Annotated in this window: 16 protein-coding genes; 2 read left to right on the forward strand and 14 right to left on the reverse strand. The window is 48.9% G+C overall.

Annotated elements, in window-relative coordinates:
• Window positions 1–339: 339 nt before the first annotated feature.
• The 6 genes from ACJJIQ_RS10045 to ltrA form a co-directional block, all read right to left on the reverse strand.
• Window positions 340–648, reverse strand: a complete 309-nt coding sequence (locus tag ACJJIQ_RS10045) for a hypothetical protein (RefSeq protein ID WP_445364859.1) — start codon at window positions 646–648, stop codon at window positions 340–342.
• Window positions 627–1,184, reverse strand: coding sequence for a DUF6891 domain-containing protein (locus ACJJIQ_RS10050; protein ID WP_445362225.1), 558 nt, complete (start codon window positions 1,182–1,184; stop codon window positions 627–629). Before ACJJIQ_RS10050 ends, ACJJIQ_RS10045 begins: the two co-directional genes overlap by 22 nt.
• Window positions 1,185–1,318: 134 nt before the next feature.
• Window positions 1,319–1,543: a hypothetical protein gene (locus ACJJIQ_RS10055; protein WP_445362218.1), complete on the reverse strand. Its 225-nt coding sequence runs from the start codon at window positions 1,541–1,543 to the stop codon at window positions 1,319–1,321.
• Window positions 1,544–1,694: 151 nt separating this feature from the next.
• Window positions 1,695–2,108 carry an immunity protein RhsI2 family protein gene (locus tag ACJJIQ_RS10060; RefSeq protein WP_413662944.1) on the reverse strand — a complete coding sequence of 138 codons (414 nt, stop codon included), beginning with the start codon at window positions 2,106–2,108 and terminating at the stop codon, window positions 1,695–1,697.
• 94 nt (window positions 2,109–2,202) lie between these two features.
• Entirely contained in the window at window positions 2,203–2,598 is a 396-nt protein-coding gene (locus ACJJIQ_RS10065) for a hypothetical protein (RefSeq protein WP_445362224.1), read from the reverse strand.
• 30 nt (window positions 2,599–2,628) lie between these two features.
• Window positions 2,629–3,921 (reverse strand): group II intron reverse transcriptase/maturase, encoded by a 1,293-nt coding sequence (ltrA, locus tag ACJJIQ_RS10070; RefSeq protein WP_445362219.1) that lies wholly within the window; start codon window positions 3,919–3,921, stop codon window positions 2,629–2,631.
• 826 nt (window positions 3,922–4,747) lie between these two features.
• Here ltrA and ACJJIQ_RS10075 point away from each other — a divergent pair.
• The gene (locus ACJJIQ_RS10075; RefSeq protein WP_445364515.1) at window positions 4,748–5,689 is read left to right on the forward strand and encodes an IS110 family RNA-guided transposase; all 942 of its coding nucleotides are present in this window, start codon (window positions 4,748–4,750) and stop codon (window positions 5,687–5,689) included.
• A gap of 41 nt (window positions 5,690–5,730) precedes the next feature.
• On the opposite strand, the gene ACJJIQ_RS10080 is transcribed toward ACJJIQ_RS10075, so the two are convergent.
• The 4 genes from ACJJIQ_RS10080 to ACJJIQ_RS10095 all read right to left on the reverse strand — a co-directional run bounded on the left by ACJJIQ_RS10080 (window position 5,731) and on the right by ACJJIQ_RS10095 (window position 7,698).
• Window positions 5,731–5,880, reverse strand: coding sequence for a hypothetical protein (locus ACJJIQ_RS10080; protein WP_445364516.1), 150 nt, complete (start codon window positions 5,878–5,880; stop codon window positions 5,731–5,733).
• A 200-nt stretch (window positions 5,881–6,080) separates the two neighbouring features.
• Complete coding sequence (locus ACJJIQ_RS10085; protein WP_445364517.1) at window positions 6,081–6,926, reverse strand: IS3 family transposase; 846 nt, start codon at window positions 6,924–6,926, stop codon at window positions 6,081–6,083.
• Window positions 6,927–6,934: 8 nt separating this feature from the next.
• A complete protein-coding gene (locus ACJJIQ_RS10090; protein WP_444926030.1) occupies window positions 6,935–7,243 on the reverse strand; it encodes a transposase in 309 nt (102 codons plus the stop codon).
• Window positions 7,244–7,365: 122 nt separating this feature from the next.
• The gene (locus tag ACJJIQ_RS10095; RefSeq protein ID WP_444944361.1) at window positions 7,366–7,698 is read right to left on the reverse strand and encodes a hypothetical protein; all 333 of its coding nucleotides are present in this window, start codon (window positions 7,696–7,698) and stop codon (window positions 7,366–7,368) included.
• A gap of 459 nt (window positions 7,699–8,157) precedes the next feature.
• Here ACJJIQ_RS10095 and ACJJIQ_RS10100 point away from each other — a divergent pair, with 459 nt between their 5' ends.
• Window positions 8,158–9,393, forward strand: a complete 1,236-nt coding sequence (locus ACJJIQ_RS10100; RefSeq protein ID WP_445364518.1) for an MFS transporter — start codon at window positions 8,158–8,160, stop codon at window positions 9,391–9,393.
• Window positions 9,394–9,498: 105 nt separating this feature from the next.
• On the opposite strand, the gene ACJJIQ_RS10105 is transcribed toward ACJJIQ_RS10100, so the two are convergent.
• The 4 genes from ACJJIQ_RS10105 to ACJJIQ_RS10120 form a co-directional block, all read right to left on the reverse strand.
• Window positions 9,499–13,050 carry an amino acid adenylation domain-containing protein gene (locus ACJJIQ_RS10105; protein WP_445364519.1) on the reverse strand — a complete coding sequence of 1,184 codons (3,552 nt, stop codon included), beginning with the start codon at window positions 13,048–13,050 and terminating at the stop codon, window positions 9,499–9,501.
• 416 nt (window positions 13,051–13,466) lie between these two features.
• A complete protein-coding gene (locus tag ACJJIQ_RS10110; protein ID WP_445364520.1) occupies window positions 13,467–16,625 on the reverse strand; it encodes an efflux RND transporter permease subunit in 3,159 nt (1,052 codons plus the stop codon).
• Entirely contained in the window at window positions 16,618–17,856 is a 1,239-nt protein-coding gene (locus tag ACJJIQ_RS10115) for an efflux RND transporter periplasmic adaptor subunit (RefSeq protein ID WP_444908035.1), read from the reverse strand. Before ACJJIQ_RS10115 ends, ACJJIQ_RS10110 begins: the two co-directional genes overlap by 8 nt.
• A complete protein-coding gene (locus ACJJIQ_RS10120) occupies window positions 17,856–19,292 on the reverse strand; it encodes an efflux transporter outer membrane subunit (protein ID WP_445364521.1) in 1,437 nt (478 codons plus the stop codon). The genes ACJJIQ_RS10115 and ACJJIQ_RS10120 overlap by 1 nt, the downstream gene beginning before the upstream one ends.
• Window positions 19,293–19,518 lie beyond the last annotated feature (226 nt).

Genomic DNA, 19,518 nt, shown 5'->3' on the forward strand with positions numbered 1-19,518 from the left:
GGTAAGACATTTAACTTTCTTCACGTAGATGCTGGATTTATAAAACGTAAGCCAATTGTGGATGGAGAGCTTTATGGTCACGTGCCCACTGGCTCCGCCTACGTCACACCTCATATCCAGTTCTTGTTCATCACCCCGTGAATTTGCGTTGGGCTTCCTCCAGCCAATACCTCGCGATATTAACCTTGCCCTTTCGCTAACCTTCGGCTCCACGAATACCTGGTAAGAGGACTTTCACCTCTCTAGTTAAATGCCATGCCTGGCACACACGCCCAAAGCAGCGGCGCGCGTTAGCGCGTCCAGCCCGCAGGGCGATGCTGCCTTTGCTTGTTATGAGTTTCACTGTACAAGAACCCAGAGATCATCATCTTCTTCATCATAAGTTCTTTTTTGAATCTGATTATTTTTGATTCGAAGATAAGCAAGCTTTCGCACTACCCCAGAGCTATTTGATACTATATTCCAATAAGCCCAGCCATCTTCGATGTGGTTATCATCCCAAATTTCAACATCATCTCTACCAGATGCAATCTCTTGATATATGTCCGAATCTTGAATAATAGTTTCCATACTCGCTTTACTCATAACGCCGTGCTCAGCCGCCGGAGGTCGGTTGCAGCGCCTTGTTAGGCTGCTCGCTTTTGCCATTGTATCTCTGGCAAGAATATTCTCGTTTTAATGGTACCGTCCCAATCGACCTTAAAGCCTGCTTTGCTTAAGCTCTCTGCTACGCTTTTACCGGTTTGAATGCTTTTCCCATCGTCATTTTCAAGAGCACCAAATGCAATCATAAGACCTCTACCATTTACTGCACCTTCTACATCTTGTCCATGATAGAAGCAAAAGCTGTGATAATGACCTTTGGGAGCTTCATGAACGGCCTCACTAACATCTTCAAATCCGTCAGACATTGTGTATCCCGCGTTATGAAGAGCACAAATTCCTTCTTCATGTAGCTTATAGAATACTCCATGAAGGCGATCGAAGTCTGTAACCTCTGGCCATTCCTTTTCCGCTAAATGCTTTTTCTCAATCTCGGGCTCGATTGAAGCCAGCAACATTTCTTCATCGCATCCTTCCTCGAGAATATCGTATATCATTTCACGAATATCGCCTTTGCTATAAAAGCCTGACCATACCCATCCTTTGATTGAATCTAGGATGTATTTTTCTTCTTCGTTCACTAAACTCTCCTTGGCGGCCTAACGCCTTTAGCAGCGGCCGCAGTGTAGGCGCGAAGCGCCGAAGCGGAGGTCCAGCCCCGAAGGGGCGATGCTGCCTAAACTTGTTAGGTGCTTGCTCGGTTCCAAATTAAAAGTCATACGTCCTCGTGCCATATTTGACGAAGCTTTACACCTTTTTCATACACAAGGTCACTATCATCTGAAAAGTGAACCTCAACACGTATATCGTTTTCATCATCCGATTGCTGAACCCAATCGACCCATTCTATTGATGGTGAAAGCTGACCATTATCTTGAACGATATGGTAGCCCTCACCTAAATTCTCTGAAAGTACGTCTTCAATTTTGTCGTTATTCATAGTTCTCGCTTCATGAGAGATTGCCACCTAACGCCGCAAACAGCGGCAGACTTGTTGTTGATTGTTTTGTGCAATAATGGCGAAGCCATGCACAAAACGAGCAACGGCAAGGCTGTCCAAGGAGCGCAGCGACTGATGCTGCTTTGCCTTGTTAGGTATTTTCCACCTCTATTTGCCATACAAATTCGTGATCTGTACCTTTCTTTAGAACTTCGATAAATGTGGTTACTCTCGCTCTCCTGCCAACTTGATAGTGCTTCATGTTTCTTCTTCGATTCACTACGCAGGTGTATGAATAAGTACCACCGTTATCCAGCTTTAGCGTGAAGCCTTCAGCCTCATTATGCATTCCTGTAAAGTGAATATCGTCAATGACCCCCTCATAAGTCTTGCTAGGTACTTTGCCACTATAAATATTGTCCCACCATTCGGGAGAACCATATAAACCATAAACACCTTTCAGTCCCAGGTGAGGCTTACTACTATCGAGAGACAGTTTCTGTGCCTTTTCAACTCGTGAAGGATCATCTTCATGCTCAATTTCTAGTGAGAATATTTTCTTCATGGCTACTTCTGCCTAACGCCGGCCACACAGGCGAACGCTTTTCGCGAGTCCAGCCAAATGCGTTTTTCGCATTTGGCGATTGTGCTGGCCCTTGTTAAGCGCTACAGGTGGACACATTACTAAACCCCGCTTTTGTAATGATTCCAGACAAAACACCTAATATTGATTCTTCGTCTGAAAGCTTATTTTTTCCCGTAAGCACCTGGACAATAGAGCGAGGCTTTGTGACCATAACACGCCACTCACCATTATTCTTACCCTCAGTCTCTGGTGTGCCACCAAGGCCTATAAAGTATTTATTACCTTTGAAAGAACAGCTGATTTCCCAGCCCCAATCCTCCTGATAGGTATCAAGAACCTCAATGCCGGCTGATTCCATTTGAGGTTTAAACCAGTCAGCAGCATCTTCGCCAAAGCAGCAAGGATTGATAAAGTTATCCTTCTCTTCAGTAAGAGTGAAAACATCAGTTTCAAACGTAATTTCTTTCATGGGATCGCTTAATCGGGATAGGGAGGCACCTCACGATGCCTCTCCTCCCACACCACCAGGCATACGGGTCACGTACCATGGCGGTTCAATTCTATTCCCCTTCCTATCTGCCAATTCCGGCAGCCCCAAGTTCCTAAAGTATCTATTTGGCAATGCTCTGTAAAGGGCTGGGCTTTTGCTTAGCCTCCATGGACCATGCGCTGATTTGGCCGTGTTCCACGCTAAAAAGCGATCAACTCCCAGCCTTCTTAATCGGCGGTAACCACTTCGACCCCATTGTTTCCATAAGTAACATCGCAACTTCCGCCTTATCCACTTGTCCAGATCTTTCAGAGGGCTCAGTACTTCACTGATGTCAAAGTACGCTTTCCAACCAAGCAGGGACTTATTTAACTCTTCCATGATCTGAGTAAACTTGCGGCCTCGTGTTCGGCGGGTGATCATTCTGATCTTGGCTTTCAATTTATTCATCGATGATTCTGATACCTTTATCCGGGCATCTTTCTTCAGCAATCTAAATCCTAGAAAGCTCCGCTTCCAGAAATGATCCTCTGCACTCTTCTCAGTATTTACTGTGAGCTTCAGCTTACATTTGATGAAGTGCGTAAGGTTTGCTTTTATCCGTTCTGCAGACCGACGACTTCCCACCAGTATTTGAAAATCATCGGCATATCGTACAAAACTGAGTTGCCGCTTGTGCAGCTCCCAGTCCAGTTCATTAAGCACAATATTCGCTAGAAGCGGAGATAACGGCCCACCTTGCGGGACGCCTTTTGTTGTAGCTATTACCTTGCCATCGACTACCGTTGGCGCTTTTAGGTATCGGTTTATCAACCCCAGAACATCAGCCGGTATTCCACTTTGCTTCAGTGTTAGCATGAGCTTGTCATGATTCACTTCATCAAAGAAGGATTTCAAGTCCATATCGATCGTCCAGCGCTTTCCTTGCCGGACAAAGTTTTGAACCTGTCTAATCGCCTGGTGTGCCGATCGATTTGGTCTAAAACCAAAACTAAGAGCATGAAACTTCGGCTCCCATTGCTCATTGAGTATCTGTGCGATAGCTTGTTGGATCAACCTATCTTGCACAGTGGGTATACCCAATGGACGCAGGCCTCCATTGCCTTTTGGTATAAAGACGCGTTTCACCGGTTGAGGACGATAGCTACTACTTAACACCTTGTGTCGGGTAGCAATCCAAGTCTGCTTAAGATGTTCCGGCAATTGTTTTACCGTCATACCATCGAGACCTGGCGCACCCTGGTTACGAGAAACTTGTTGTAATGCTCGAAACAGATTATTCCTATCTAGAATTCGCTGCATTAAAAGAGATGGGAAATTGGACAATGTATGATTAAGTTTCCAGTTTGATGTTCACCCAGAAAAAAAATGTTTTTTTTCTGGCAACTAAGTTACTTGTCAGATGCAGTCATCAAGCTCTGCATTAATAATACTGTCCAGAATTGTTCAGGCCTTCAGTAGCACGAAATCTACCTACTATGCCTTCTGCTGACTTCTATGGATCGGTCAAAACCAATCTCTCAGTTTTCAGTTACTCCATTAACAACCCATAGACCTCCCAGGGTAAGACATTTAACTTTCTTCACGTAGATGCTGGATTTATAAAACGTAAGCCAATTGTGGATGGAGAGCTTTATGGTCACGTGCCCACTGGCTCCGCCTACGTCACACCTCATATCCAGTTCTTGTTCATCACCCCGTGAATTTGCGTTGGGCTTCCTCCAGCCAATACCTCGCGATATTAACCTTGCCCTTTCGCTAACCTTCGGCTCCACGAATACCTGGTAAGAGGACTTTCACCTCTCTAGTTAAATGCCATGCCTGGCACACACGCCTTGCGCACAGGCAGCCGAACCGCAGGTTTGGCTGTCCAGCCGCGAAGCGGCGACTGTGCCGCAACTTGTATGGTTGTTCTTGATCAATTCTGATGTTGAAAATCCTTTTCGCTAACGGGTAAATTGAGACCCACCTTCGGCGGCCACCGAAGGCCTTGTTTATCACAGTTCGCTGCCTGGCCGGTTCGTAAAAGACCGATAACAAGTATGAACGCGATAAGCACTCACTAGGCATAACTCGGATAGTCATGTGGGCCTCGAGCCCGAATAGCAAGGCGGAGATAGCTTATCTTATGGAACCTCAAGAGATCAATGTCGGTATCGATACCAGCAGTAAACAACTCGATATTTATGTGAGACCTACTGGCCAATTCTTTAGTGTTGCCAATGATAAAAATGGCATTAAGGATGCCATTAAACAATTACAACCTCTTAAACCTCAAAGAGTATTAATAGAGTCTACAGGAAGACTTGAATTAGAGTTTGTTTGCGCCGCTGATAAAGCAGGATTACCTGTTGTTGTTTGCAATCCTTCACAGATAAGAAGCTTCGCTAAATCCACAGGGCGCCTCGCCAAAACTGACAAGCTAGATGCAATAGATATTGCACATTTTGGTGAGGCCATGAAGCCAAGGCTGTCGGTGCTAAAGCCAGAAAAGCTTAGAGAGATCAGTGACTTACTGGCGGTAAGAAGTCAGTGTTTAGAGATGAGTACAATGCAAAAGAATCGGCTTCAGAGAATGCCGAAATCAGTACACAAACCCATACGGACCATTCTAAACACCATCAAGAAAGAGCTACAAGGTATCGACAAGCAACTAGATAAACTGGTTAACAGTGTGTCTGAGTGGCGGCAAAGGCGCGACTTATTGTTGAGTGCTAAAGGGGTCGGAAATGTATTGGCTTATACGTTGATAAGTGAACTTCCCGAGCTAGGAAAATTGAACCGTAAAGAAATCGCTGCACTTGTCGGTATCGCCCCGATGAACCGTGATAGCGGCAGCTTCCAGGGAAAGAGATATATTCGGGGTGGAAGGCATCGTGTACGAACAGTTTTGTTTGTTTCCATCATGTCGGCCATACAGCATCATCCCAAACTAAAACCGATGTACAAGCGATTAGTCGACGCTGGCAAACCTAAAAAGGTCGCTCTGATTGCCTGCATGAGAAAGCAGATTACGATACTGAATACGATGGTGAAAAATAACACCTACTGGGATGAAAGTATGGCTTAATAACTTGACGAACAACCATAGTCACTTGTTAGGCATTGAATTTACTCCCGCTCTATAATTTCCACTGCCCAATCACTCCAGCTTTCTTCTCCCAAGTCGTCTACGACAGTGCCTGGATTAATAGAACACCACCAGTCTTTAACTAAATTATATTCGCGACTTGAGAGCTTGAATGGAGGCCAGTTATCCATTCTACCATCCTGATCACAGGGGTCATTTCCCTGCATTAGAAACTGATTTAAAAAGTTGTGCGGCGGAAAATATCCGGACAACTCTACAATACCGAAAATACCATAAAGCACCTTCGAATTTTCAGTTAATACTCTCTTCGCCCTTTCAACGCCCATTTCTTAATGATGCTGGTCTTGCCCACAAAAAGTAGACACTCTAACTATGCGTATTTTCGCTCATATTCTGCTGGACTTACATAGCCCAATGCAGAGTGCCTACGAACCCTATTGTAGAAAATCTCAATGTATTCAAACACTGCAGATTTTGCTTGCTCTTCGCTTTCGAATGCTCTGGCATAGACCATCTCGACTTTTAGCCTGCTAAAGAATGATTCCATTGCCGCATTATCCCAACAGTTAGCCTGGCGACTCATACTCGGCTTGCACTTACTTTCAGACAAGAGATCCAGGTATTTCTGCGATCGATATTGCACACCCCTGTCGGAGTGAACTATTAGTCCAGGTTTTATTTGTCGTCGCTCTAGGGCCATTTTCAACGCTCGGTGTGTCAACTCATCGGTCATCTGGGAGTCAAATGCCCAACCTACAATACGTCGAGAGTACAGATCCATAACTACCGCGAGGTACAACCACCGCTCCAGAACCCAGATATACGTAATGTCACTGGTCCAGCGGCAATTTGGTCGATCCACATCGAAGCAACGCTTAAGTAGGTTGGCGGCGACATTGATATTCCTCTCTACTGGCTGACTATATCGAAAGCCTTTGCCGTTTCTCGCTTTAATATGCTCCTGTTGCATAAGCTTAGCGACGTAGTTCCGCGAGCATGACTCGCCTAATTCTTGAAGCTCGCAAGCGATTCTAGGCGCCCCATAACGACCTTTAAACTCAGAAAACGTCTCTCGGATTTTCTCGATTGTTCGTATCTTTCTAATCGTGCGAGCAGATGGCAATCGCCCCCGCCATCGATAATAGCCCGATCTTGAGACATCTAAGCACCGGCACATCAAGCTAACCGGGAATGACCCTACATGCTCTTGTATCAATGCGTACTTTACTCTTGGTGGTTCGCAAAGTACGCAGCTGCCTTTTTTAGAAACTCAACCTCCTGACGAGCTTCATGCAGCTCCTTCTTGAGCTTGCGAACTTCAGCGCTTTCCTGTTTGGAATAGTCGACACCGTCTAAACTATTGAACTGCTTATCAGACAGTCGATTAAATTGACGACGCCAGTTGTAGATCTGCTGTGCGCTGACGCCTAGTTCTCTTGCCACAGAAGCCGTTGTTACTCCAGGCTTTTCCGCTCTCTTAACTGCTTCTCTACGGAACTCCTCCGTATACGCCTGAGTTCTTTTCTTACCCATGATACACCTCCGTGTTAGGCATAAACCTAACTATACAGGGTGTCTACTAAACGTGGGTAAGTCTTACACATAACGCCCGCGTCATTTGCCGCAGCGAAGCGGAGGTCAAATGCACGCGTTTGTTATACGCTCGTATCTTTTGTTAGTTGATAGCCAAATTTAGTACCATTTGGCAAAACTTGATATTGCTCATCAATGTACGAAATATACATTACCCTTCCTTCGGAGCATTCTTCCCAGCCAGAATCTAGTGCAAATTTTATCGCGCTAGCTATGAACTTGGGGCGGATTTCGAAGTGCCAATTGTAAGGATCGATATACAGGATATTTCCCGTTGTTCCCTCTTTGTGAACTCGAATATGAGTATCGCTAGAGCTATCAATGGTATTGGCGTTGAGTACCCAATAATATCGAGTCCCATCAACAACTATCCCCCGCTTCACTGACCTACTCATTTAAGCCTAACTCTCCTTGCGTATAACAGTTAATTCAAAAGAAGCGTCTTTATATCACCCTTCTATATAATTCTACTCACTTCTTTCAAGATAACCTCAAAAACCCAATAATATCAAAAAGTTAAGAGCTTTGACATAATTCTCAACAGGTAGATATAAAGCAGGCGCTATATATCTACCTGCTTTTTCTGCTCTTTATAACATTATCAACCTATAAAAATCAAAGAGATAGTTCGTCACCCCCAGAAATAGGAGAAGCTTCTCTTGAATTCTGATATATAGAGCAAGCCTCAACTGTCTTAACCGCCTTTATTCCCGGGTAACTAACCGTGCGCTTAGTCTCAAATAGCTCTATCGCTCTTACCTGGCTTACGCTGCTCAATGACAGGCTCCGTCACCTATTCATCACCTGCTATCTTGCTTTAGGCAGCAAAGCTGAAGCTGGGGGAGGAAGTGGTTATGTCTGCCATGTGCCGTTTAGCCCTTTTGGCAGTAGTTTTTGTAGATCTGATGGGTCAGGGATTGCTGTTCCCGATCATCAATGAATTGGTTATGTCGACAAAATTCCAGTTCCTACCTACTGATACGCCACAATCAACTCGGCACTTGTACTATGGAGTTGTGATCAGCAGCTTCTTTCTGGCGTGGTTTGTTGGGTCCGTATATATCGCCAAACTGTCTGACAATATTGGACGCAAAACTGCCATGGTGCTGTGTTTGGTGGGGGCCATGGCCGGATACGCTATCACTGTCCTCTCTTTGCTAAGCAATAGCCTTTGGCTTCTTATTCTCGGACGAGTGATCAGCGGCTTTACTGCGGGAAACCAACCTATTGCTCAAGCAGCAATGATTGATGCCAGCCAAAGTGAGCTGGAAGCCTCCAAGAACTTAGGCTTACTGGTAGCCGGAATGAGTGCTGGGGCTGTAGCTGGACCGATTATGGCAGGAGTCCTGGCAGACAGGGAGCTATTGGGGAGCATAGCCAGTATCCAACTACCCTTTTACTTTGCTCTGGTACTTGTCGCTATTACTTTGTTTTTGATCCTGACCTTTTATCACGATACCCGGCAAGCCCCGATGCAGCTTAGGCTTCGCTTTCTGGATCTATTTACTCAGTTTATACATCTGAAGGACCGTCCTCGGGTTGTCCGACTTTGCCCTGCCTATCTCTGTTTCATGCTGGTGCATCTCAGCTTTTATATATTTATCACAAACTATTTAAGCAGTAGATTCCAGGCAGGCCTGCTAATAACCAGTATGGCCATGCTGACTATGGGTATTGCGGTGGCAATTTCCAGCCTCTTTATGGTCAAGCCTGTTTTGTCCCGCTGGACTAAACCCCTGGTAGTTACAGTTTCCGCCTTAGTGATGGGCGCGAGCGCGTTAGTCTTCGTATTCAGCAGCTATATTTGGCTATGTTATCTCAGTGTGTTCTTCGCGTACCTTTGCTTTGGGCTCGCTTACCCCGCCCTCTTGAATATATTTGCCAATAGTGTCGATGAAACGGAACAGGGTTGGGTGATGGGAATAGCTACTGCGGGCTTCACGCTGGTAGCAAGCTTGATTTCGCTCGCGGGGGGCATGGCGATGGAAGTTGATGTCCGCTTACCGTTTTACATTACAGCAGCTGCATCGATATTAGTATTTGTTTTAATCCGCTGGAGCTGGCGCAAGCTCCCTGGCGTAGCAAAGTGAAATACGGGGTAAATAAGTAACTGACCTACTCTGCTAGTAATACCAGACATGGGCCCTTCAGGGTAAGCTGAAAGGCCCATAACTTTAAACCTCGCCCCTCATTAGTTAATGAATCGCCTGCTCTCTAGCTAATCCACAGTCTACAGGGTTATTTACCTCCACACTTAAATCTAGAATACGGGCGATCCACCATATAAATGGCTCAACCTGACCGCTTAAGGTGCAACTACCAGTGCAAATACCATCAAGCAGCGACTGAACATCGTGAAGCCGCAAGGCCGTGACAGACCTCTGGTTTCTTAGCGTTACTGAGCAAAAAGGAACGTCGTTGACCGAGAGATCGCTCAAGGTTACTTTGCCACCATCAATTAAAATCCTCACCCGCTCAAACTGTTCAGTAACACTCACGGACAAGCACAAGTTGGGCACGGGGCTGGATAGTCGATTGATATATTCCTGTAGGAAGTTAGAAAAGGTATTTGCCCACTCACCAATTTCAGCGAGGGCTTGCCCCAAATCCATAGCTTCCTCTTTCGCTCCCTGGGATTGAGCATCAACCTCTTTTTCAGCCTCAATAAGAGCTTCCACGGTCCTATCAACATCCTCCCTGGTGTGGGCTGCCGAGCAGATCAACCTCAGGCGGCCACGGCCGCTCTCGACTATCGGGTATGTGACAGCCGAGGTTTGAATACCGCGCTGATAAAGCGCTTGGACTATCCCGTATAGTTTATCTTTATCCTTAAAATGGGGCGTGATAATAGGCCCATCACCTGTTCCCAAGTCGTATCCGGCCTGCTCAAATTTCCGGCGCATATAGCGGGTCGTATCCCACAATCGATCACGCAGTCCATCGTCAGATTTAATCCGACGCAAGGCAGTCAATGCGGCTGCAATATCTGCAGGACTGATAGAAGCCTGAAAGATATATGCCCTGGCTGAGGACCTCAGCAAGTCAACGTACTCCTTACTCGCAGCAACCACACCCCCAAGGCTACCAAGCGACTTACTGAGTGTTGTCATAATAAAATCAACTTGATCAGTAATACCTTGAGCCGCACAGATACCGGCACCACGCTCACCATAAAAACCGAATGAGTGTGCCTCATCAACTAAGGTCAAGGCATTGTATTTCTTTGCTGCACGCACGATTTCAGCTACCGGCGCAGCGCCTTCCCCCATACTGTAAACGCCCTCAAGCACCACTAGCATAGTTCGGTAGGGAGACGCTTCAGATTCCAACACCGACTCCAGATCAAAGGCATTATTGTGTTGGAAAGTTCTGATTTTGGCACCACTGAGACGGGCCCCATCAACAATTGAGGCATGGCAAAGTTGGTCTATAACCACAACATCATCTTTACCTAATATTCCTGCCACCACCCCGACATTGGCCGTATAACCCGTTGGAAACAAGCAGGCTCCAGACTTGCCTACCAAATCAGCAAACTCCGTTTCAAACTGTAGGTGAAGGTCCGTCAGGCCCGATGCCGCCGCTGAAGTGCCCATTCCTGTCCCGAAAAGCTGTACAGCAGATGAAGCCTGTTCGATAACTTCTTTATCTCTATTCAGGCCAAGGTATAGATTGGTCGTCCAAATAATCGCTTCCTGGGTATCATCGTTATAAACATCTGTAACAGTGCCGTGCGTCCCACTACCTGTACGTAAAACCTTACTGTAAGGATTCCTCTTCTGGTTGTTTGCCATGGCTATCACCGCCTGCACCAACTTACTTTTGTCAGAAGCAGACCAGGATGACGCCTTTGCGGCCTGAAAAGTTGGATGGCTCAACTGGAGCTGGGACTGGAAATTAGCCAGCGCATCAATTTCAGATTTAGCAACCTCATTAGCTGACTCACTACTGATCCTACCTTCCGTCAAATCAAGCATATAGCCAGCCAATAGCTTCGGCGTGGGATAATCGAAGATTGTTTGCGCAGATAGGGGGTGTCCAATGCAATGACTCAACCGGCTGGCCAATTCTAATGTTGTCAGCGAATCCAGGCCCTGCTTGTCGAAGGCTATCTCTGGGAGCACAACCTCCGGATCTGGGTGGTTCATGATGGAAGCCATCTCACCGCGGATAATTGAAGTAAAAATTGCCTCGCTATCTACTGATAAACCTGCGAAGTGCTCGCCCATTCCGCTGCTTCGATTAATATCATCGTTTGCAGCCAAACTGCTTTCAGTTGGGACGACAAGCTCCGCTTCAAGGAGGGCTAATCGTTTACGATCCAGCTTATTGTTGGGTAGCAAGGGCAGCTCTTGCAGGTGCTTGACAAACTGGGGGACCATAAATTTAGGAAGGCGCTGTTCAAGAAACTCTTTTACTGCTACCTCGGTGATTGTCTTTTCGCTAGCAACAATATAGGCCACCAGAATCTTCTGCCCGGCCCCGCCATCAATAACGGTAGTAGCGGCTGCATCAACGCCCGGTAGAGACTCAATTGCTGATTCTATTTCTTCAAGTTCAATACGATAGCCCCTAATCTTCACCTGGCAATCAGCGCGCCCCAAGTATTCTATTTCTCCATTTGCTGTCCATCGGCACAGGTCTCCCGTTTTATACAAGCGCTGATCGGCAATTCGGGGGTTGGAGGCAGGCTGTATAAAACGCTCCTCGGTCAGATGCTCATCATTTAAATAGCCCCGAGCTAGCTTATCACCAGACAAATACAACTCCCCCTCCCCGCCGGGAGCAACTGGCTCTAATCTCTCATCCAAAATATATGCGCGTGAACCTGAAACCGCCCTTCCAATCGTAATTTGGTCGCTATCGGGGCTAACTTCTGTATAAGTTGAGTAAACCGTGTCCTCTGTGGGTCCATAAACATTAACTATCCGCAGTTGTTCGGCCCCCGCATATATTTGCTCAACCAGGGATTGCTTAAGTACTTCACCCCCAAAAATCAGGCAACGCACTCCCTGAGGCAATTTGTCTATCGAAAGTAAAGCCTGAACCGCAGATGGAACGGTGATACAAGTTTGCACTTGCTCTCGAAAGGGAAGTTTTGGCAGCTCCAAAATATTCTTCGACAATATAACTCGGCCGCCCAGAGAAAGAGTCCCGATAATTTCCATCACCGAGGGGTCAAAGCAAACTGAGGTCGAAGCCAAAACGCCTTCTAGCTCTCCATCGCTCAACAGCTCACTCATGGACTTACTGAGAGCGATAAGGCTTCGGTGTTCGATAGCAACCCCTTTCGGGCTTCCAGTAGAGCCGGATGTATAGATTACATAGGCTAAATCGCTCGTTTGCGGCCTGGTATGTCCCGGTAAAAACTCCGGTGCCTGCTCTCGCAACTCATCGATCCATAACAGTTCTTTCACGCCAAGGCACAAGTTTGCGTTTTCGTCACAATCAACGATTGCTGCAGCAGCTCTGGAGTGCTCGAGCATATATCGCACCCGCTCTAACGGATAAGTTGGGTCCAATGGGACATAAGCACAACCTGCGCGCATTACGCCGAGTAAAGCCGCGACCAGCTCCCAGGATCGACTCATACAGACTCCAACCAAGGAACCAGGCTCAACCCCTCGATTTACCAAATCAGCGGCAATCCCATCGACCCGTTTCATCAGGCGAGCGAAACTTATTTCTGTGTTGCCATCGATAATAACGACCTGATCAGGATTCTTTAGCTTTTGTCTTTCGATCAAATCGCAAACTGTATCTCCTGATGGTACAACGCCCATTTCTCCCGATTCAAAATCTAAGGACTGGGCGTTATGTTTGTTTATTGAGCTGCACACTGAACATTACCTTTTATACTTATTAAAATCCGGAAACTAACTTTCAATTCATTTCTCTGTCTTTCAAATTTGGTCAAAATTTTCTGTTATTTGAACTACTTGAAAATCAGTTGCTAAACTGGAAGTATGCCGGGAAATAATTTCATAACATTGAACTGGAGCAGTATTTCAGCTAACGCAGTTCCAAGTCATAAAGGAAAATTAAATGAAGGTGGTATTCAGGGAGACAGGAACGTATTTTGGAAACTGATAGTTAAATATCAGTCATAAAATTAAATTTCTGAGGAAAATAGCCGATAAGAAGATACCGGCTACTATTGAATTTATTTCTGTGCGATTGCACCGCTACGACCAAGGCGAGCGATGATATTTTTCAACCTTGCAAACAGCTGGGGAATATCTTTACCCATCATTAAATAGAGACAGGGTACCAATAACAATGAGATCGCTGTGGCCGCGAGTATTCCATAGCCCAGCGAGATCGCCATCGGAATCATAAAGCGCGCCTGCACCGAACTTTCAAAAATCATCGGCATCAAGCCGCAGAAAGTCGTTACTGTAGTCAATACGATCGGGCGAAAACGCCGCGCTGCCGCTCCCTTAATAGCGCTTTCCAAATCGGCGCCATCATTTCGGAGACGATTGCTGTACTCAATCATTACCAGAGTATCGTTAATCACAACTCCGGCCAGTGCCACCATACCCAGCAGACTCACCATACTGAGTCCGTACCCCATACCCAAATGACCAAGTAACGCACCAATCACACCAAAAGGTATCGCCACCATTACGATCAACGGCTGCACATAACTCTTTAAGGGAATTGCCAATAGCAAGTACAGCACCGCCATCGCAAGGGCAAAGGTCATCGCCAGGCTTGCCAATCCCTCTCGCTCCTCCGCTTGGCGTCCCTCATAGGAAACACTTAGGCCGGGGAATTCGGCTTTCAATTGGGGGACCACACTTTCATTCAGCTCATTAATGACGAGTGTCGCTTGGTCACTGGGCTCCACATTGGCGGTAATTGTTGTAACCCTGCGGCCTGCCCGGCGATTAATCGTGGCATAGGCGCGCCCTTTATCAATTTTTACCAGATCTGGCAGGGGCATCCAAAGTCCATTGCTAGCCCGGATCATAATGCTATTCACATCATTGATATTGGCCCGCTCATCCTCAGGCAAACGCACCATGACCTTCACCTGATCCCGGCCGCGCTGTTGGCGCAGGGCCTCAGCCCCGTACAACGCTGCCCTCAACTGGCGACCAATATCCTCCGCAGACATACCCAAACTTTTGGCCGTTTCAGTCAGCGTAAGGTCCAGCTGGGTTTTACCGAGGGAAATACCGGGATCGATATCACTGACATTGGGGAATTTCTCCAACTCATCCCCTAAACGTATCGCAGCTTGCTCCAAGGTATCCGTGTCGGTATGGCGAAGCTCCACGGTTAACGAGGAGCCAGCGCCGGGACCGCCACGGTCAGAAGCTGTTGTCGCGCTAAGCGCACCGGCAATGGGCCCCACTTCCTGGCGCCAGGCGCGAATAAACTCACCGGTGGAAAAAGGGCGCTCATCTGCGGGAACAAAGAAAGCGTCCACCATAATCGCGTCATCGCCCATCAAACCGCGAATCCCCAGGAAGACCTTCTCTTTATCGTATTGCTCGAGCACCTTATCGGCAGCAGTAATAATCTGCGAGCGCGCTTTTTCCAGCTGGGATTGGGCCGTTCCGGTGGGAAAGGTGACGGCAAAGCGACCGGAGTCCCGCTCCACCCTGGGCATCAGGGTGAAGCCCATACGGCCGCTAGCGGCATAACCACCAACCACCATCAGTGCCGCAACTGCCACCGCAATAGTGGTGTAGCGATGCTTGATACATATATCCAGGAAGGGCCTAAAGCGCTGCTGTACAAAACGATCCAATCCCCGCGCCAGCATTTTCTGCCGCGCGGCAAAGCGGCGCGCCCGGCGACTTTTATAGCCGCGACGAGAGTGGGCCAAGTGACCGGGCAAAATAAACAGCGCTTCCACCCAGGAAATAATAAATACCGAGCCCACCACAAAGGGAATCACACCAAAGATCTTGCCCATAAAGCCGGGTAAGGCCATCAGTGGAAGGAAAGCGACAATATTAGTCAGGATCGCAAATGTGAGCGGTACCGATACCTGGCGGGCACCGGCAACGGCAGCCTCCAGATTGCTGTAGCCTTTTTGTCGCCACTCGTGGATATTCTCACCGGCAATAATTGCATCATCCACCACTATTCCAAGGGCGATAATAAAGGCAAACATACTTACCATGCTGATGGAAATATCCAGCCCAGGCAGGAATAGCAATGCCCCCAGGAAGCTGGTAGGAATGCCCAGTGTTACCCAAAAAGCCAACCGCAATTCCAGAAAGGCTCCGAGCACAACAAATACTAATAAGAGCCCAATAAAACCGTTCTTCAGCAGCAGGGTCAGACGCGCTTTGAAAATTTCCGAGTCGTCATCTCGAACTGTCAGGGTCACCCCCGGAGGCAGGCTTGCCCTGACCTCATCAACGACTTCATGGGCAGCCTCACTGACACTCATTGGTGTCTGGTCGCCCACCCGGTAGATCTTGATGCTGATAGCTGGCTCACCGTTAAACACCATATTGCGCGCTTCTTCCTCAAGCGCATCGCTGATATTGGCAACATCCTTTAAATAAACGGCACCGCCACCAATGCCTTGGGCAATAACAATATCGCCAAACTCACGAGCCCAATCACGGCGCTCGGTCACCCGAACCAATATCTCCCCCGCATCAGACTTAACACTGCCGCTGGGAATATCTACCGCTGCATTTTCTACGATGCTTGCCACTTGCAGCAGGGTAAGCCCATAGCGACGCAGATCATCGCGGCGAATCTCGATCGCCACTTCCAAGTCCCGCATCCCCCGCGCTTCCAGCTGGGTAATACCGCTGTGCGCTTCGAGCTTATCGTAAACCTGCATCGCCAACGAGCGCAGGTTTTGCTCGGTAAGATCGCCGTGTAATACGAGATCCAGCACATCCCGTTTGCGCTCGGCCAGACTGACCTGGGGCTGCTCAATATCTGTGGGGAAGGTGGTTACAGAATCGATAGCCTGCTGAATATTCTGGTACACCAAGGCAGCATCAGCATCGCCTTCCAGCTCCAGTGTTAAAGAGGCACTACCCTCATTGGCCCTCGCGGTCATCTCTTTGATACCTACCAAGCCCTGCACCGCTTGCTCGGCAGCCACCAGTACACCGCGCTCGACTTCCTCAGGGCTGGCACCGGGATAGGAAATGGACACGCTCACAGTGTCCAGGCTGAACTCCGGGAAAACTTCCTTTTTAACGATGGTCGAAAAAATCAAACCACCGATCAGGAAAACCAGCATCAACAAATTGGCGGTTACATGGTTGCGCGCCATCCAGGCGATGGCGCCCGTGCGGGTATCGACCTTATCTTTGGATCTATTCTGCTCAGTCATCTGCGCCCCCAGCGTTGGGTCCACCGGGGCCGCGTCTTGGCGGCCGTTCCGCAGAGGCAGCCGCATCTATCGGCGGACGCTGCTGGCGATTACTGTCTCCGGCAATTCGCACCGGCATGCCTTCAGTAACGGTTACCAACCGGGTCGTCACTAAGGCTTCTCCACCGCTGAGCCCCTGCTCCAGGACTGCAAAGTCGCCGCTCATATAGGCCACTTCTACCGGCAGAACCGTGGTGCGGTTCTCGCGAACCACCCACACATTGTTGCCGTCTTGCAACGCAGTGAGGGGGATTCGCACACGTTCATCCTCACTTTGGGAAACGATCTCTACTTTCGCCAGATCGTTGAGAAGCAGCTGCGGCTGGGACGGATCCTGGACGGAAAGCGGGTCTTCCAGCTCTACCAACACACTGGCGAGACGACCCTGCTCTTCCAGTACCGGGATAACCCGGACAAACTCACCGCGGCGGTAGACGCCCTGCGGCCACTGGCTGCCATAAATTCGAACTTCAACATCACCGCGTCCGAGCCGGTGCAGTTGTGACGCGGGAATCTCAACGGCTATCTGGAAACGGTCGGCACTAGCGAGGCTGTAGAGAGTATCACCCGGAGAGACGCGATCACCGACGTCGGCATCACGCTCAACTACCAGGGCATCAAATGGGGCGCGAATCTCGGTAAGCCGAAGATCGCGTTTAGCCAAGGCCACATTTGCCTCTGCGGATTTTACTGCCGCCTCTGCTGCTGCTCTCTGAGGCTCGCGCAACACCAGAGCCTTATCCGTTCCAGACAGGGCTGTGCCGAGAAGCTCGTATTCCTCTTGAGCAACTTGCTGCTGTCCTTGCTCCTGCTGCAATTCAGCACGGCGTTCGGCGAGGGCACTCTGGGCAGTCATCAGGGCCAACTGGTAGGGCTCCTGATCAATACGCAACAGCACCCGCCCTTTTGGCATTACGGCTCCGGGGCCCAGATCATAGTCGAGCCATTGCACCTGCCCCTGTACCTGAGGCTCCAACTCCGCTAACTCACGGGCACTCACTTTACCCAGCGCGCTCAGAGTTACAGGAAAACGACCCTGCTCAGCAACAGCTACATCGACTGTCGGCGGAGGTGATTTGCGTTCACCGCGACTGACCGACGGTTTTTCCCGCATCATCCAGTTGAAGGCCAGGAATGCCAACACCACCAACACTATGGGGATCAGCAGGCGCCAATTGAGTTTCTGCAACATCAGTTATTTCCCTCCAGGTACAACTCCAAATCCACTGGCTCGGGGGCTGGAAGATCCGCCTGGGGGATCCCGCCGGAAAGCGCGCGGTAAAGTACTACTCGGTTTTCAATCAGTTCGCGCTCGGCAGACAAGATTTGTCGCGCCAAACTCTGTTGTTCACTCGTCGCGGTCAACACATTGAGGAAGTCGATGGTTCCCCGCGCATAGGCGCGGCTTTGGCGCAGAACCAAAAGGTCTGCGAGACGCTCACGCTCACGTAGATGGTTGAGTCTCTGCTCGATCAGGCTCTCTCGAATCAAGGCCTGCTCTACTTCAGACAAGGCTTCATTAACTGCACTGCGGTAGAGCGCCCAGCGCTCCTGCAGAACGGCGTCCTGTTGCTCCCGGGCCGATGCCAGGGCGCCACCATCAAAAATCACCCCCTCAATAGAGGCTGCGATGGCCAAGAGCCAGTTTTCAGTCACGTCACTAATTAAACTGGTGCCATTGCTAGCTACCGCAGACAAACTAAATACAGGCAGTCGATCGGCCCAGGCCTCATCGGCTAAGTGATAGCCCTGTAAAAGGTCTCGCTGCGCCTCAACGACATCCGGGCGGCGCAATAACAATTGCGATGGCACGCCGGTCTCTGGCAGGGCTGGTAATACCGGCAACCCGGCCTGTTCGCGAATAATGCTGCTAAGTTCCTCGACATTGATACCCAACAGCACAGCTAACTGTACTTTTAGAGTTTCGGCATCCGCTGCCGCCTCATCCAGTTCCTGCTGTGACTGCTGGACCAGTTGCTGTTGCTGCAAAACATCGGCTGCACCTGAGACGCCGCGACCAAAGCGCAGTTCCAGAACCTTCAGACTTTTGCGATTGATCTCCAGCTGTTGTTGCAGCAAATCCCGCTGCCCCCACTGCTCCCGCAACTCCAACCAGGTAGCTGCCACCTCGCTCGCCAGGGTCAGGGCTGCCGTCTGTAAATTCTGTTCCTGGGCCAGGTAAGCTGCCTCTGCTGCACTGGCACCGGCACGGACCCGCCCCCAAAGGTCCACTTCATAGCTGGCGGCGATACGGGTACTCCAACTATTGCCCTCCGCAGAGGGGTCGGTGAACTCGCCGGAAGAGTAGCGCTGCTCAGTATTTTCAATACTGGCGGTCAGTCTTGGCCAAAGTCCCGATCGCGCTCCCCGCGCGGTGGCTGCGGCCTGCTCCAATCGCCAATAGGTAGCCTGAATATCCGGATTATCTTTCAGCGCCAGCTGTACCAAATTGTCCAACTGCGGATCTTCCAAATCTCGCCACCAGCGCAAACTCGGTGCGACAGTGCCCGATGCACGAAAAGATTCTGGTAACCCCAAATTTTCATCGGGTTGAATGGTCTCAATTGGCTGCGAACTACAGCTGACAAGCAGCGGAACACAAATTGCCAAAATACGGTAAAAGGACAAGGAATATCACCGAAATTAAACGTTTAATCGTAAAAAATAGAGATTTATTGCGTGCATTATCCGCCCCCCAAAATCGCTCGCAATGCGTTTTACTCTTGTTTACAAAGCATACGTAAAATCAGGCAAAAAATTGCTGCCCGCAGGAGTGCCGAAAACCGACTACTTCGGTATGATGCGGCACACTAAACTGAATAGTCATCGGGGTTTGACGCGGAGCTTATCCAAA

The sequence above is a fragment of the Microbulbifer maximicatervae (SeqCode) genome (genome assembly GCF_052468295.1).

Excerpts from the sequence above, each read along its gene's own strand:
- ACJJIQ_RS10055 (WP_445362218.1), bottom strand. The coding sequence starts at position 1,543 with ATGAATAACGACAAAATTGAAGACGTACTTTCAGAGAATTTAGGTGAG.
- ACJJIQ_RS10075 (WP_445364515.1), top strand. The coding sequence starts at position 4,748 with ATGGAACCTCAAGAGATCAATGTCGGTATCGATACCAGCAGTAAACAA.
- ACJJIQ_RS10100 (WP_445364518.1), top strand. The coding sequence starts at position 8,158 with ATGTCTGCCATGTGCCGTTTAGCCCTTTTGGCAGTAGTTTTTGTAGAT.
- ACJJIQ_RS10110 (WP_445364520.1), bottom strand. The coding sequence starts at position 16,625 with ATGACTGAGCAGAATAGATCCAAAGATAAGGTCGATACCCGCACGGGC.
- ltrA (WP_445362219.1), bottom strand. The coding sequence starts at position 3,921 with ATGCAGCGAATTCTAGATAGGAATAATCTGTTTCGAGCATTACAACAA.
- ACJJIQ_RS10095 (WP_444944361.1), bottom strand. The coding sequence starts at position 7,698 with ATGAGTAGGTCAGTGAAGCGGGGGATAGTTGTTGATGGGACTCGATAT.
- ACJJIQ_RS10090 (WP_444926030.1), bottom strand. The coding sequence starts at position 7,243 with ATGGGTAAGAAAAGAACTCAGGCGTATACGGAGGAGTTCCGTAGAGAA.
- ACJJIQ_RS10115 (WP_444908035.1), bottom strand. The coding sequence starts at position 17,856 with ATGTTGCAGAAACTCAATTGGCGCCTGCTGATCCCCATAGTGTTGGTG.
- ACJJIQ_RS10045 (WP_445364859.1), bottom strand. The coding sequence starts at position 648 with ATGGCAAAAGCGAGCAGCCTAACAAGGCGCTGCAACCGACCTCCGGCG.
- ACJJIQ_RS10060 (WP_413662944.1), bottom strand. The coding sequence starts at position 2,108 with ATGAAGAAAATATTCTCACTAGAAATTGAGCATGAAGATGATCCTTCA.
- ACJJIQ_RS10080 (WP_445364516.1), bottom strand. The coding sequence starts at position 5,880 with ATGGATAACTGGCCTCCATTCAAGCTCTCAAGTCGCGAATATAATTTA.
- ACJJIQ_RS10065 (WP_445362224.1), bottom strand. The coding sequence starts at position 2,598 with ATGAAAGAAATTACGTTTGAAACTGATGTTTTCACTCTTACTGAAGAG.